Origin of the sequence: Nocardia niigatensis NBRC 100131, from assembly GCF_000308655.1 — a bacterium.
Classification (GTDB): domain Bacteria; phylum Actinomycetota; class Actinomycetes; order Mycobacteriales; family Mycobacteriaceae; genus Nocardia; species Nocardia niigatensis.
Genome location: NZ_BAGC01000035.1, coordinates 45,643 through 59,786 on the forward strand (window position 1 = coordinate 45,643; position 14,144 = coordinate 59,786).

A 14,144-nucleotide genomic window follows, 5' to 3' on the forward strand; every position below is an offset into this window, starting at 1 on the left:
GGGTGATCGTCACCGCATCGACGCGTCCTGTGCCGATCATTGCTGCGCCCCTTCCGCTCCGGCGAGTTCGCTTGCGGCGCCGGGAACTTCACCGCGGTAGTAGGAGCCTTCGTCGGCGCCGGGGTACATGGCGTGCGGCGGGGCGAGCATGCCCTGCCGCAGCGGCGCGAGGAGGTCGTCCTTCTCGAAGATGAGATCGGCGCGATTGTCGTCGGCGAGCTCGTACTCGTTGGTCATGGTCAGCGCCCGGGTCGGGCAGGCCTCGATGCACAGGCCGCAGCCGATGCAGCGCAGGTAGTTGATCTGGTAGACGCGGCCGTACCGCTCACCGGGCGAGAAACGCTCCTCGTCGGTGTTGTCCGCGCCCTCGACGTAGATGGCGTCGGCCGGGCAGGCCCACGCGCACAGCTCGCAGCCGATGCACTTCTCGAGACCGTCCGGGTGCCGGTTGAGCTGGTGCCGGCCGTGATAGCGCGGCGCGGTCGGGGTCTTCACCTCGGGGTACAGCTCGGTGTTCGGCTTCTTGAACATGGTGGAGGCGGTGACCAGGAAGCCGCCGAGCGGTTCCAGCAGACCGGGTTTCGCCGTGGCCGCGGGCGGTTCGGCGGGCATCGGGGGCACCGGGAACTCCGAGTAGGCGCGCGTGGAGTCCGGATCCGGGGCGGCCTCGGTGCGGTCGGAGCCCGCGTTCCCGGCCCGCAGGACCAGCGCCAGCAGCACCACCGCGACCACGAGGCCGCCGATCACCATGCCCGGCGTCTGGATGTGGGTTCCGTTGTCCTGCAGCACCTTCAGGGTGGCGACATACATCACCCAGGCCAGCGACATCGGGATGAGGACCTTCCAGCCCAGATTCATGAACTGGTCGTAGCGCAGTCGCGGCAGCGTGCCGCGCAGCCAGATGAACACGAACAGGAACGCCCACACCTTGGCGATGAACCACAGCACGGGCCACCAGCCGGAGTTGGCGCCCGCCCACAGGCTGATCGGGAACGGCGCGTGCCAGCCGCCGAAGAACAGCGTGGTGGCCAGCGCGGACACCGTCGCCATATTGATGTACTCGGCCATCATGAACATGGCGAACTTGAGCGAGGAGTACTCGGTGTGGAAGCCGCCGACCAGCTCGCCCTCGGCCTCGGGAAGGTCGAAGGGCGCGCGGTTGGTCTCACCGACCATGGACACCGCGTAGATCAGGAACGAGGGCAGCAGCAGGAAGACGTACCAGGTTCCGTGCTGCGCCTTGACGATTCCCGAGGTCGCCATGGTGCCCGAGAGGAGGAACACCGCCGCGAAGCACAGCGCCATCGCGATCTCGTAGGAGATGACCTGCGCGGTCGAGCGGAGACCGCCGAGCAGCGGGTAGGTGGAGCCCGACGCCCAGCCGGCCAGCACGATGCCGTACACGCCGACCGAGGTCATGGCCAGGATGTAGAGCACGCCGACCGGCATGTCGGTCAGCTGTAGCGGCGTCCGGTGCCCGAACATGCTGACCTCCGGCCCGAACGGGATCACCGCGAACGCCATCACGGCCGGGATGAGCGAGATGACCGGCGCCAGAATGAAGATGGGCTTGTCCACGATGGCCGGGACGATGTCCTCCTTGAGGAGCATCTTCACACCATCTGCGATGGACTGCAGGCTGCCGCGCGGGCCGACCCGGTTGGGGCCGATACGCATCTGCATGAACGCCACGATCTTGCGTTCGGCGTACACCGCGAGCATTGGGATCAGCAGCAGGAATACGAAGATGCCGATCGATTTGACCAGCACCAGCCACCAGGGGTCGTGGCCGAACATGGACAGGTCACTCACGGTGGTCCTCCCGTCGGATGCGCACGAGGTGGCCGGGTGTGGTGCCGAGCTGCACCAGCACGTCGGAGCCGGGGGAATTCATGGGCAGCCACACCACGCGGTCGGGCATCTCGGTGATGACCAGGGGCAGGGTGATATGGCCGTGGTCGTTGCCGACCGTCACCGGATCGCCGGTGGTGGCACCGATCTCGGCGGCGGTGTGCGCCGAGAGCCGCACCACGGGGGTGCGGGCGGTGCCGGCCAGGTTGGGCTCGCCGTCCTGGAGGCGGCCGCGGTCGATGAGCATCCGCCACGAGGCGAGGACCGCGGTACCCGCGTGCGGCTGGGCGATGGGGTGCGGGCGGTGCACGGGCGTGGCGGCGGGCGGTCCGTCCCAGGCGCCCAGATCGGCCAATTCGGCTCGGGCACTGGCGGCGTCGGGCAGGCCGAGCCGGATGCCCATGTCCGTGGCGATGGCGTCGAGCACCCGATATTCGGGCAGCGGAGCGGCCTCGCGGCGCACGGTGGCGTCGCGCAGGGCCGCGTCGAACTGGCGGTGCCGGCCTTCCCAGGTGAGGAAGGTGCCGGTCTTCTCCATGGCCGAGGCGACGGGGAAGACGACATCGGCGCGGTCGCTGATATCGCTGCGGCGCAGTTCCATCGACACCACGAAGCTCGCCGCGTCGATGGCCGTCAGGGCGGCGTGCGGGTCGGGCAGGTCGCCGGCCTCCACACCGGCGATGAGCAGTGCGCCCAGGGCCGGCGCGGCGGCCAGGATGGCGGTGGTGTCCCGGCCCGGGGTCGCGGGCAGGTCGTCGACGTTCCACGCTTCGCGAACCTGCCGGCGCGCAGCGGGATCCGCGACGGGACGGCCGCCTGGGAGGAGCACCGGGAGCGCGCCCGCCTCCAGTGCGCCGCGCTCACCGGCGCGGCGCGGGATCCAGGCCAGGGCGGCGCCGGTCTCGTCGGCCAGGCGGGCGGCCGCGGACAGGCCACCTGGGATGCCGCCGAGGCGTTCACCGGCGAGGATGAGCGCGCCGGGCTCGCGCAGCTGGTCCGCGACCTCGCGCAGGCGCGCGTATCCGGCGGTGAAGCCTTCGGTCTCGCTGGTGCGAATCGCTTCCAGGACATGGGGTTCGGCGCCGGGCGCGGTGAACAGCAGGGTGCCGGACATACGCTGCAGGCCCCGGGTGAGGTAAGGCGCCAGCGAGTAGATCGGAGTGCCGTTCTTGCGGGCCGCCTTGCGCAGCCGCAGGTACACCATCGGCGATTCCTCTTCGGCCTCGAAGCCGACGAGCAGCACGAAGGGCGCCCGTTCGAGCGCCGCGTAGTCGACCGTGATGCCCTGTCCCGCAACGCGGGCCGCGAGGAAGTCGGCCTCCTCGCCCGAGTGCTCGCGCGCGCGGAAGTCGATGTCGTTGGTGTTCAACGCGACTCGCGCGAACTTGGAGTAGGCGTAGGCGTCCTCGAGCGTGACGCGGCCGCCGATCAGCACACCGGCATTGCCGCGCGCCGAAGCCAGTCCGCGAGCCGCGGCCGTGATCGCCTCGGACCAGGAGGCGGGCTGCAGCGTCCCGTCCTTCCAGCTGCGCACCATGGGTGTGGTGAGCCGGTCCCGCTCGGTGATGTACGCGAACGCGAAACGGCCCTTGTCGCAGTTCCATTCCTCGTTGACCTGCGGGTCGTCACCGGCGAGCCGGCGCATGACCTTGCCGCGGCGATGGTCGGTGCGCTGGGCGCACCCCGACGCGCAGTGCTCGCACACCGCGGGGCTGGACACCAGATCGAAGGGCCGGGCGCGGAAGCGGTAGGTGGAGCCGGTGAGCGCGCCGACCGGGCAGATCTGCACGGTATTGCCGGAGAAGTAGGAGTCCATGGGCTCCCCGGCGGCGATACCGACCTGTTGCAGCGCACCGCGATCCATCAGCTCGATGAACGGGTCACCGGCCACCTGCTGCGAGAACCGGGTGCAGCGCGCGCACAGCACGCAGCGTTCCCGGTCCAGCAGGATGGCCGCCGACAGCGGAATCGGCTTGGGATAGGTGCGCTTCTCGCCGTCGAAGCGGGATTCGGCGCGGCCGGTGGACATGGCCTGGTTCTGCAGCGGGCATTCGCCGCCCTTGTCGCAGACCGGGCAGTCGAGCGGGTGATTGATGAGCAGCAGCTCCATCACCCCCTCCTGGGCCTTGGCGGCGGCGGGGGAGGTCAGCTGGGTGCTGATCACCATGCCCTCGGCCACCGTCTGGGTGCAGGAGGCGACAGGCTTGCGCTGTCCCTCGATCTCGACCAGGCACTGGCGGCAGGCGCCGACGGGATCGAGTAGTGGATGGTCACAGAACCGCGGGATCTGGGTGCCGATGAGTTCGGCGGCCCGGATCACCAGCGTGCCGGCGGGCACGGACACCGTGGCGCCGTCGATGGTGACGGTCACCATGTCGGTCGGGGTCACCCCGCCGCCGGTCGTGGAGCTCACTGTCGAGGTCATCGCGCTCCTTCAGCCCAGACGGTGGACCGGGCCGGGTCGAACGGGCAGGCGCCGATGCGGATGTGCTCGGCGTACTCGTCGCGGAAGTACTTGAGGGAGGAGAAGATCGGGCTGGCCGCGCCGTCACCGAGAGCACAGAAGGATTTGCCGTTGATGTTGTCGGCGATGTCGGCGAGCTTGTCCAGATCGGTCTCGTGGCCCTGGCCGTTCTCCAGCCGCTGCAGCAGCTGGACCAGCCAGTAGGTGCCCTCGCGGCAGGGGGTGCACTTGCCGCAGGATTCGTGGGCGTAGAACTCGGTCCAGCGCAGCACCGCACGCACGACACAGGTGGTGTCGTCGAAGATCTGCAGCGCCTTGGTGCCGAGCATGGAGCCCGCGGCCGACACGCCTTCGTAGTCGAGGGCGACGTCGAGGTGCTCGCCGGTGAAGATCGGGGTGGACGAGCCGCCCGGGGTCCAGAACTTGAGGGCGTGTCCCCTGCGGACGCCGCCCGCGTAGGTCAGCAACTCCCGCAACGTGATTCCGAGGGGCGCCTCATACTGCCCCGGTCGCGTCACGTGACCGGAGAGCGAGTAGATCGTGAAGCCCGGCGACTTCTCGGTGCCGAACGACCGGAACCAGTCCACGCCATGGGCGAGAATGGACGGCACGGACGCGATGGATTCCACATTGTTGACCACGGTCGGGCAGGCGTAGAGACCGGCAACCGCCGGGAACGGGGGCCGCAGGCGTGGCTGGCCGCGGCGGCCCTCGAGCGAATCCAGCAGTGCCGTCTCCTCGCCGCAGATGTAGGCGCCCGCACCGGCGTGCACCACGATCTCCAGGTCGAAGCCGGAGCCCTGGATATTGCGGCCGAGATAGCCTGCGGCATAGGCCTGCTGGACCGCGGCCTGCAGTCGGCGCAGCACCGTCACCACCTCGCCGCGCACATAGATGAAGGCGTGCGAGGCGCGAATGGCGTAGGCGGCGATGATGACGCCCTCGACGAGGGTGTGCGGGGTCGCCAGCATGAGCGGAATGTCCTTGCAGGTACCCGGTTCCGACTCGTCGGCATTGACCACCAGGTAGTGCGGCTTGGTGATGCCGTCCGGGCCGGGGCCCTGCGGGATGAAGCCCCACTTCATGCCGGTGGGGAAGCCCGCGCCGCCGCGTCCGCGCAGACCGGAGTCCTTCACCGTGGCGATGACCTCGTCCGGGTGCATGCGCAGCGCCTTCGGCAGCGCGAGGTACCCGCCCTGGCGGCGATAGGCCTCCAGGGTCCAGCCTTCGGGGTCCGCCCAGTGCTTCGAGAGGACGGGAGTCAGAGCGGTCGTCACTGCGTGCCTCCGTCGGTCGAATGCTGTTCGGCGCCATGCGGATGCTGTTCGGCGGCATGCAGCCCGGCGAGGGTGGCGGGCCCGGCGGCGCCATTGGTGGCCCCGGGCCGCTGATCCTCGTAGCCGGCGAGAATGCGGGCGGTCTCGCGGAAGGTGCACAGCGGGATGCCGCTACGCGATCCGGTCACCTCGTCCCCGCGTCGCAGCGCATCCACCAGTCCCCGGGCCGATTCCGGGGTCTGGTTGTCGAAGAACTCCCAGTTGACCATCACGACCGGCGCGTAATCGCAGGCCGCGTTGCACTCGAGGTGCTCGAGGGTGACCGCGCCGTCGGCGGTGGTCTCGCCATGCTCGATGCCCAAGTGCTGCTTCAGTTCGGCGAGGATCTGATCGCCGCCCATGACCGCACACAGCGTGTTCGTGCAGACCCCGACGTGATAGTCGCCGGTCGGCGTGCGCCGGTACATCGAATAGAAGGTGGCCACCGCGGTCACCTCGGCATCGGTCAATCCCAGCTGCTCGGCACAGAATTCGATGCCGGTGCCCGACACGTACCCCTCCACCGATTGCACGAGGTGCAGCAGGGGAAGCAGTGCGGAACGCGAGTGCGGGTACCGCTCGATGATCTCCCGGGCCTCGACCTGGAGACCGTCGCGTACCTTCTCCGGGTAGGGAATCGGGCGCGTGGTCAGATTGAGCAGGATCTCGGTCATCGGTCGACACCACCCATCACGGGGTCGATGGAGGCGACGGACGCGATGACGTCCGCGACCAGGCCGCCCTCGCACATTGCCGCCACCGCTTGCAGATTCGTGAAGGAGGGGTCGCGATAGTGGACCCGGTAGGGCCGGGTGCCGCCGTCGCTGACCATGTGCACGCCCAGCTCACCGCGCGGCGATTCGACCGCCACGTACACCTGGCCGGGCGGGACCCGCAGGCCCTCGGTCACCAGTTTGAAGTGGTGGATGAGCGCCTCCATGGAGGTGCCCATGATCTCGCCGATGTACTTCGGCGAATTGCCGAGGCCGTCCGGCCCGAGCTGCAAGTCGGCAGGCCACGCAATCTTCTTGTCCTCCACCATGACCGGGCCCGGCCGCAGCTTGTCGAGGCACTGCTCGACGATCTTCACCGACTCCTTCATCTCGTTGACCCGGATGAGGTAGCGGCCGTAGCAGTCACAGCCGGTGTCGACCTGGACGTCGAACTCGTACTCCTCGTATCCGCAGTAGGGCTGGGACTTGCGCAGATCGTGCGGCAGGCCGGTAGCACGCAGCACCGGGCCGGTGACGCCCAGCGCCATGCAGCCGGTCAGGTCCAGGTAGCCGACATTGCGGGTGCGGGCCTTCCAGATAGGGTTCTGGTTGAGCAGCAGTTCCATGTCCCGCAGGCGCTTCGGCAGCAGGTCCAGCAGTTCGCGCACCTTTTGCACGCCGTCGTCGGGCAGGTCCTGCGCGATGCCGCCGGGGCGGATGAAGGCGTGGTTCATGCGCAGACCGGTGATGGTCTCGAACACGTCCAGGATCAGCTCGCGTTCGCGGAAACCGAACAGCATCGGGGTGAGCGCACCCAGCTCCATGCCGCCGGTCGCCAGCGCGACCAGATGTGAGGAGATGCGGTTGAGCTCCATGAGCATGACCCGGATGACATTGGCGCGCTCGGGAATATCGTCGGTGATGTCGAGCAGCTTCTCGACCGCCAGGCAGTAGGCCGTCTCGTTGAAGAACGGCGACAGGTAGTCCATGCGGGTCACGAAGGTGGTGCCCTGCACCCAGCTGCGGTACTCGAGGTTCTTCTCGATGCCGGTGTGCAGGTACCCGATGCCGCAGCGGGCCTCGATGACGGTCTCACCCTCGATTTCGAGAATGAGCCGCAGGACCCCGTGCGTGGAGGGGTGCTGCGGGCCCATGTTCACGACGATGCGTTCCTCCGCGACCCCGTTCAGGGCAGAGCGGATCTCGTCCCAATCGTTGCCCACCACGGTGACCTGGCGTTCGGGTCGTTCCCCGGTGTCGCGACGGGACTTGGTGTCGATGTCGTTCATCAGCTGTACGTCCTCCGCTCGTCGGGCGGCGGGATGCGCGCGCCCTTGTATTCGACCGGGATTCCGCCGAGCGGATAGTCCTTGCGCTGCGGGTGGCCACGCCAGTCGTCGGGCATGGCGATGCGGGTCAGCGAGGGGTGACCGTCGAACAGGATGCCGAAGAAGTCGTAGGTCTCCCGCTCGTGCCAGTCGACCGTCGGATACACCGAAAACAGCGAGGGCAGGTGCGGATCAGTGTCCGGCACCGAGACTTCCAGCCGCACCCGGCGGTTGTGGGTGATGGAGTTGAGGTGATACACCGCGTGCAATTCGCGCTCGGTGTCGCCGGGGTAGTGCGCGCCGCTGACGCCCAGGCACAGTTCGAAGCGCAGGGCTTCGTTGTCGCGCAGCGTCTTCGCCACCAGCACCAGGTGCTCGCGGCGGATGTGCAGCGTCAGTTCGCCGCGGAACACGACGATCTTCTCCACCGCCTCGTCGAAGGTCTTCGCCAGCGCCAGGTGCAGATTCGCGACGATCTCGTCGAAGACGGGACCGTAGGGCGCGGGCGTGCCGCCGGGCATGGAGACCGTGCGCACCAGCCGGCCGTAGCCGGAGGTGTCGCCGGTGCCGGAGACGCCGAACATGCCCTTGCGGACGCCGATCACCTCATCGGCGGGCTCGGCTTCGGTTGTCTCCGGGCTGTTTTCGCTGGGTTCCACCGCCGCCTCCGGGGGGCTCTCCGTGCCGGTAGGTGTATCGAAGGTCATCGCAGCAGCCCCTTCAACTGAATGGTCGGGGTGCTGGCGAGCGCGGCGCGCTCGGCCTCGCGAATCGCTTCCTCGCGATTGACGCCGAGCGGCATCTCCTGAATCTTCTCGTGCAGCTTCAGGATCGCGTTCAACAGCATCTCCGGCCGCGGCGGGCAGCCGGACAGGTAGATGTCGACCGGCACGATGTGGTCGACGCCCTGCACGATGGCGTAGTTGTTGAACATGCCGCCCGAGGATGCGCAGACACCCATGGCCAGCACCCATTTCGGTTCGGTCATCTGGTCGTAGACCTGGCGCAGCACCGGGGCCATCTTCTGGCTCACCCGGCCCGCGACGATCATCAGATCGGCCTGGCGCGGCGAGGCGCGGAACGCCTCCATGCCGAAGCGGGCGATATCGAATCGCCCGCCGCCGGTGGCCATCATCTCGATCGCGCAGCATGCCAAGCCGAACGTGGCCGGCCAGAGCGAACTCTTGCGCAGATAGCCGGCCAAATCTTCCACCGTGCTCAGCAGGAACCCGCTGGGCAGTTTCTCCTCGAGACCCATGTCGGACTACATCTCCCGGATCGGGACACCCCGCCTCGCGCAGGGTGTGTCATTGGAAATCCCCTGTGCGCCGATCAATCCCAGCTGAGGCCGCCGCGCCGCCACTCGTAGGCGTAGGCGACCGAGACGTTGAAGATGAACAACGCCATGGCGGCCAGTCCGAACACTCCGAGCGCGTCGAAGTGCACGGCCCACGGGTAGAGGAAGACGATCTCGATGTCGAAGATGATGAACAGCATGGCGGTGAGGTAGTACTTCACCGGAAAGCGCTGGCCCGCAGCATTTCCCGGCCCGCCCGCGACAGCGTGGGGGGTGGGTTCGATACCGCATTCATAGGCTTCGAGCTTGGCCCGGTTGTAGCGTTTGGGGCCGATGAGGGCCGCCAGGAAGATGGAGAACACCCCGAACGCGGCGGCTACCGCGCCGAGCACCAGGGTCGGTACCTCGATATTCACAACAGCACTACCCCTCCTGCGAGCTGGACGACGCAATACGGACGGCAGCTGCCGAGGCGCGGGCTGACATCGTCGTCCGCCGGGCCAGTCTCGTTCCCCGGGCACCGCTCAGCTACGGCACGGACGTACGGGGAGTGAGGCGGCGGCTTCATTGATACCGATGCCCGCGCTCGTGTGAGCTACGGCACAGCCTACAACTCGGATGCGAAGATACATGACGATTCGCGAATGCGTTTGATCGAATTCGGAATGGTCTTTTATGACCGATCGGACGCAATCGCGAATGTCACGTGACACGGGTTTGCCCTGATCACGAGGGCGAACGAAGATCAGGCCGCGAAGCTATTACCGAGCACACTCAGGACAGCGCCGGTCAGGCGGATGGGGTCGATGGGGTGGGACACCGCGGCCTCGGCGCGCGACCAATTGGCCAGCCAGGCATCGTCCGGGCGGCCGGTGAGCACGACAATCGGTGGGCAGTCGGCGATTTCGTCCTTCAGCTGCTTGGCCAGGCCGAGACCGCCCTCCGGGGCCGACTCGCCGTCCAGGATCAGCAGATCCAGATCACCGGCGTCCATGCGCTCGAGGACGACCGGCCCGGTCGCCACCTCGAGGTATTCGATGGGCGGCAGATCCGGGTGCGGCCGTCTGCCCAGGGCCAGCATCACCTGGCTCCGGGTATCGGCGTCATTGCTGTAGACGAGGACCCGCACCGCGGCGGGACGTTTCGCATCGGCCACGTTCCGCATGCTACGTCGCTGGTGGGGGAGTGCGGGGCAGCTTCGCCCGAAGTCGCGCGCGCGTCGCGGAATCGCCTGTCGCGCAATATGTCGATGGCCGGTTGTTCGTAATCCACGACCGGTACCATCCCGGCGAATGAGGGGAGACATCACGCAACTCCCCATCGAAACCGACGTGTGGACCGACGGGTTGGCGGGGCAGGCGGGGATCCCGGTCATCGATGTGCCGTTGGTGACGGTCGGTAGCGGGCTCGGATCCTTCACCCTGTTCGACACTTTGCGGATCTACCGGATTCCGCGGGCGAAGTTAGCTGAACGATCGCTGAAGCCGCTGTGGAATGTAATGTGCTGACGGAGCCGGATTTCGCCGAATTCTCCACGCCACGAGCGGGCAGGCATTCACGGAGCTGGAGCGCGAGTCCTAGCGGATGGAGTTCGCTCGGTCGTTGCACAGGGGGCAGGTACGCATGGCGCGCAAGCGGTACGGGGTGGCCGTGGATCATCGATCGGGGATCCCGGCATCACCGGGTGTGTTCGCACTGCGCGACGACCGGGTGCCCGGTTCCGGGGCCGTGATATGGCTGGGGGACAGCGCCGGGCGTCCGGCGAACGGGCCCGTCCGACTGGGTGGGCGCGGTGCCGGGACAGCCGACCGTGCTGAAACCGGGCAGCCGGCCACTGCTCGGCGGCCGCGTCTTCACCTTCGATTCGCGGCGCGGGCGCGGATAGCAGCGGTTGCCGCCTCGCGAACCACCGCGCACGGGCCGCGCGCCCGATGCCCTTGCGTCCGGTTAGGCATCGAATCGCAATCGTTGCTGGTCACGCGCTGTGATCAGCGGCATCCTGTAATCATCGATAGTCCCGAGCGTTGGGCGGTGGGCATATGCGAATCTCCGAGATCTTGCGCCGGAAGGGCAGCGGCGTGGTGACGATTGCACCGGATGCCACAGTGCGTGAACTGCTCAGAGTGCTGGCGGCACACAATGTCGGCGCGGTGATCGTCTCTCGCGACGGCGCCGCCATGTCGGGCATCGTCTCCGAACGAGACATCGTGCGCCGGCTCCACACCGAAGGCGCCGCACTCCTCGACGCCCCCGTCTCCTCGATCATGACCGCCGCCGTGCACACCTGCTCGCCCGACGATCGCGTGGCAACCCTCAACGCCACCATGACCGAGCACCGAATCCGCCACCTCCCGGTCCTCAGCGACGGCCGGATGATCGGCATCGTCAGTATCGGAGACGTGGTCAAGAGCCAGATCTCCGAACTGGAAACCGAGCGCGAGGCGCTGGTCAAATACCTGCAGCACGGCTGACGGACGCCCGCACCGGGCTCGGCCGCGGCCGCCCCGATTACGATCGACTCGATTCGTCGTATCGAGGAAGGCCGTGCGCCCGTGGAGTCCGAAAACCCAATGCCCGATGACACTCTGGGCGATTTCACCCGGCGCACGATCTCGCTGGAGGGCGAGGACAAGACCGTCTATGTAGCGGGCAGCGGACCGGCCGTCGTCATCATGCCGGAGATGCCGGGCATCAGCCCCGACGTGCTGCGCTTCGCGCGCTGGGTTCGCGACGCGGGCTTCACCGTGTACGTCCCGTCCCTGTTCGGTGTCGACGGCGCGTACCCGACCGTCGAACTCGGTGATCCGATCGCGCGCAAGACCTGTGTCAGCAAGGAGTTCCGTGCCTTCGCGGGCGGCGGCACCAGCCCTGTCGCGGTGTGGCTGCGCGCCCTGGCCCGGCTGGCCCACGGCGAGTCCGGCGGCCCGGGCGTCGGCGCGGTCGGGATGTGCTTCACCGGAAACTTCGCGCTCACCATGACTCTGGAGCCCGCGGTCATCGCCCCCGTGATCAACCACCCGTCCCTCCCGCTGGACGACCCCGCCGGCCTGGAGCTGTCTCCGGAGGACGCCACCGCCATCGCCGCCCGCTTCGAACGCGACGACCTCCGCGCCCTCGCCTACCGCTTCGACAACGACAAGTGGTGCACCGGTCAACGTTTCGCCGCGTACGCCCAACTTCTCGGCGACCGCTTCGACGGCCGAGTCCTCTCCGGCGCCCATGCCAACCCCAACCCCCCGCCCTTCTTCCAAGAGGTGGTCCGAACTCCCCACAGCGTCGTCACCGCCCACCTGGTGGACGAACAGGGCCACCCCACTCTGCAGGCCCGAGACGAAATCCTGGCCTACCTCCGTACCCGCCTCCACCCCGAACCAGCCGCATAATTCTCGACGGCTCTGTGGCACTTCCGTTCCGGTGTGGTTCGTTCCATCCGACACTCCGGCGGATATGGGGTTCCGGTCGGTCTCCGGTTGGGTAGCCTCGCTCGCCGGGGTGGTGTTCACCGTCGACACGCCCGCAGGCGATTCACCGAATGAACAGTGAGTGAACCATGATCGATTGGTGCTGTGTTGTCCGATGAGTACAGGTGGGTCGCAGGCTTTGATGTCGACAGTGAATAACCGGGTGGGGCATCGTATTTCGAACGGCCTGCGGAGCACATTGTGACACCACGCTTCTCACGCAGCGTGTTTCTGCGCGGCGCGTTCGGAATCGCGGCCGCTGGTGTCGGTTTCGCCGGGACGACCCGGCTGCCTGCCTCGGACGCGGCGCCCGCCGCGGGATCGTCCGCCGCCGGCGGCGGCCCCTCGGACAGCGTCACCGGTTCCGGCACCGGCAGTGCCGAGCCGAAATGGCGTGCGCTGCAGGACAAGCTGCGTGGCCGGCTGCTGATGCCCGGCGATCTGTGGTATCCGGGCGCCAAAGAGGTCTTCAATACTCGCTTCGACGGCGAGATGCCGATGGCCATCGTGCAGGTCGCGGATGCCGACGATGTGGCCACGGCCTTCGGTTTCGCGGCGGAGAACGATCTCGAGGTGGCTGCCCGGGCAGGCGGACATTCCTACGCCGGGATCTCCACGGCGACCGGCACGCTCGTCATCGACGTGCGACGGTTGCGTGGCATCCGAGTCGAGCCCGGGTCCGCTGTCGTGGCACCGGGCCACACCCTCTACGAGGTCTACGGGGAACTCGACCGGTCCGGGCAGAGCCTGCCGACGGGCATGTGTCCCAGCGTCGGCATCGCGGGTCTCACCCTGGGCGGTGGACTCGGTTTCGAATCCCGTGCCCATGGACTCACCTGTGACCGGCTCACCGCCGCGACCGTGGTGCTGCCCGACGGCACCATCAACGATGTGTCCGCCACCGACGGCTCGGACCTGTTCTGGGCGTTGCGGGGCGCGGGCTCGTTTGCCGGCATCGTCACGTCACTGACGTTCGAAACCATCCCCGCGACTGCGAAAGACGTGGTCCGCCTGACGTTCTCGGGTGAGAACGCGGATCGCGTCATCGCCGGCTGGCAGGACTGGCTGCGCGGCGCGGACCGCGAGCAGTGGGCCGACGTCAGCGTGGACGCCGACGGAGAGGGCGGCCTGCGCTGCTGGATGCAGCTGGTGTGTCCCGCGGGTTCGGCCGATACGGTCACGCCCGCGCTGATAGACGCGATCGGCGTCGACGCCATCGAGACCGACGCCCGCACCCTCTCGCACATGGACACCGTCGTGTATCTGGCGGGCGGCACCCCCGATCAGCCGCGCGTCTCATTCACCAACGGCTCCGACATCGTCTCGGACCTCACCCCCGACACCATCGGCCGGATCCTCGAGGCGATGACCCGGTTCTCCAGCGTCGGCGGCACCGGCTGGGTCCAGATCAACACCCTCGACGGCGCGATCCGCGACCTGTCGCCCACCGCCGCCGCCTTCCCCTGGCGCAACCACGCCGCCATGGTGGAATGGGGTGCCTACGAACCGATTACGCACGACTCGGCCCTCGCCTGGCTGTCCGACGCCCACGCCACCATCGCCCCCGATTCGGTCGGCGCCTACGTCAACTACCTCGAACCCGGCGACCCCATGTCCCGTTACTACGGCCCCAACCACACCCGCCTCGCCGACCTCCGCGGCCGAGTGGACCCGAACAACCGAATCCGCACCGTCCTGACCTGAAATCCCGCCG

13 protein-coding genes are annotated in these 14,144 nt (G+C 67.9%); 4 read left to right on the forward strand and 9 right to left on the reverse strand.

The features are described 5' to 3' along the window. Positions 1-36 precede the first annotated feature (36 nt). The 9 genes from nuoH to ON33_RS09815 form a co-directional block, all read right to left on the reverse strand. Positions 37-1,797: an NADH-quinone oxidoreductase subunit NuoH gene (gene nuoH / locus ON33_RS09775; protein WP_040858035.1), complete on the reverse strand. Its 1,761-nt coding sequence runs from the start codon at positions 1,795-1,797 to the stop codon at positions 37-39. Between the two features lie 7 nt (positions 1,798-1,804). After that, positions 1,805-4,276: an NADH-quinone oxidoreductase subunit G gene (locus ON33_RS09780; RefSeq protein ID WP_083868788.1), complete on the reverse strand. Its 2,472-nt coding sequence runs from the start codon at positions 4,274-4,276 to the stop codon at positions 1,805-1,807. Beyond that, positions 4,273-5,592 carry an NADH-quinone oxidoreductase subunit NuoF gene (nuoF, locus tag ON33_RS09785; protein ID WP_040857634.1) on the reverse strand — a complete coding sequence of 440 codons (1,320 nt, stop codon included), beginning with the start codon at positions 5,590-5,592 and terminating at the stop codon, positions 4,273-4,275. The genes ON33_RS09780 and nuoF overlap by 4 nt, the downstream gene beginning before the upstream one ends. Then, entirely contained in the window at positions 5,589-6,305 is a 717-nt protein-coding gene (nuoE, locus tag ON33_RS09790) for an NADH-quinone oxidoreductase subunit NuoE (RefSeq protein ID WP_040857635.1), read from the reverse strand. Before nuoE ends, nuoF begins: the two co-directional genes overlap by 4 nt. Then, a complete protein-coding gene (gene nuoD, locus ON33_RS09795) occupies positions 6,302-7,633 on the reverse strand; it encodes an NADH dehydrogenase (quinone) subunit D (RefSeq protein ID WP_051151851.1) in 1,332 nt (443 codons plus the stop codon). Before nuoD ends, nuoE begins: the two co-directional genes overlap by 4 nt. Beyond that, the gene (locus ON33_RS09800) at positions 7,633-8,379 is read right to left on the reverse strand and encodes an NADH-quinone oxidoreductase subunit C (protein WP_051151852.1); all 747 of its coding nucleotides are present in this window, start codon (positions 8,377-8,379) and stop codon (positions 7,633-7,635) included. The genes nuoD and ON33_RS09800 overlap by 1 nt, the downstream gene beginning before the upstream one ends. Beyond that, positions 8,376-8,930, reverse strand: a complete 555-nt coding sequence (locus ON33_RS09805; RefSeq protein ID WP_040857637.1) for a NuoB/complex I 20 kDa subunit family protein — start codon at positions 8,928-8,930, stop codon at positions 8,376-8,378. Before ON33_RS09805 ends, ON33_RS09800 begins: the two co-directional genes overlap by 4 nt. A 74-nt stretch (positions 8,931-9,004) precedes the next feature. Next, the gene (locus tag ON33_RS09810) at positions 9,005-9,385 is read right to left on the reverse strand and encodes an NADH-quinone oxidoreductase subunit A (RefSeq protein WP_033090134.1); all 381 of its coding nucleotides are present in this window, start codon (positions 9,383-9,385) and stop codon (positions 9,005-9,007) included. Positions 9,386-9,714: 329 nt separating this feature from the next. After that, complete coding sequence (locus ON33_RS09815; protein ID WP_040857638.1) at positions 9,715-10,134, reverse strand: Rv3143 family two-component system response regulator; 420 nt, start codon at positions 10,132-10,134, stop codon at positions 9,715-9,717. A 127-nt stretch (positions 10,135-10,261) separates the two neighbouring features. Here ON33_RS09815 and ON33_RS09820 point away from each other — a divergent pair, with 127 nt between their 5' ends. From ON33_RS09820 to ON33_RS09835, 4 genes are all read left to right on the forward strand, one after another. Further along, positions 10,262-10,477: a hypothetical protein gene (locus ON33_RS09820; RefSeq protein ID WP_040857640.1), complete on the forward strand. Its 216-nt coding sequence runs from the start codon at positions 10,262-10,264 to the stop codon at positions 10,475-10,477. Positions 10,478-11,008: 531 nt separating this feature from the next. Next, positions 11,009-11,440 carry a CBS domain-containing protein gene (locus ON33_RS09825; protein ID WP_040857641.1) on the forward strand — a complete coding sequence of 144 codons (432 nt, stop codon included), beginning with the start codon at positions 11,009-11,011 and terminating at the stop codon, positions 11,438-11,440. A gap of 99 nt (positions 11,441-11,539) precedes the next feature. Next, positions 11,540-12,352, forward strand: coding sequence for a dienelactone hydrolase family protein (locus ON33_RS09830; RefSeq protein WP_040857643.1), 813 nt, complete (start codon positions 11,540-11,542; stop codon positions 12,350-12,352). Between the two features lie 279 nt (positions 12,353-12,631). Beyond that, positions 12,632-14,134, forward strand: coding sequence for an FAD-binding oxidoreductase (locus ON33_RS09835; RefSeq protein ID WP_040857645.1), 1,503 nt, complete (start codon positions 12,632-12,634; stop codon positions 14,132-14,134). Positions 14,135-14,144: the final 10 nt, after the last annotated feature.

Bases quoted from the DNA above. Each gene is read 5' to 3' on its own strand.
- nuoH (WP_040858035.1), bottom strand. From the start codon at position 1,797: ATGTTCGGCCACGACCCCTGGTGGCTGGTGCTGGTCAAATCGATCGGC.
- ON33_RS09780 (WP_083868788.1), bottom strand. From the start codon at position 4,276: ATGACCTCGACAGTGAGCTCCACGACCGGCGGCGGGGTGACCCCGACC.
- nuoE (WP_040857635.1), bottom strand. From the start codon at position 6,305: ATGACCGAGATCCTGCTCAATCTGACCACGCGCCCGATTCCCTACCCG.
- nuoD (WP_051151851.1), bottom strand. From the start codon at position 7,633: ATGAACGACATCGACACCAAGTCCCGTCGCGACACCGGGGAACGACCC.
- ON33_RS09800 (WP_051151852.1), bottom strand. From the start codon at position 8,379: ATGACCTTCGATACACCTACCGGCACGGAGAGCCCCCCGGAGGCGGCG.
- ON33_RS09805 (WP_040857637.1), bottom strand. From the start codon at position 8,930: ATGGGTCTCGAGGAGAAACTGCCCAGCGGGTTCCTGCTGAGCACGGTG.
- ON33_RS09815 (WP_040857638.1), bottom strand. From the start codon at position 10,134: ATGCGGAACGTGGCCGATGCGAAACGTCCCGCCGCGGTGCGGGTCCTC.
- ON33_RS09820 (WP_040857640.1), top strand. From the start codon at position 10,262: ATGAGGGGAGACATCACGCAACTCCCCATCGAAACCGACGTGTGGACC.
- ON33_RS09825 (WP_040857641.1), top strand. From the start codon at position 11,009: ATGCGAATCTCCGAGATCTTGCGCCGGAAGGGCAGCGGCGTGGTGACG.
- ON33_RS09830 (WP_040857643.1), top strand. From the start codon at position 11,540: ATGCCCGATGACACTCTGGGCGATTTCACCCGGCGCACGATCTCGCTG.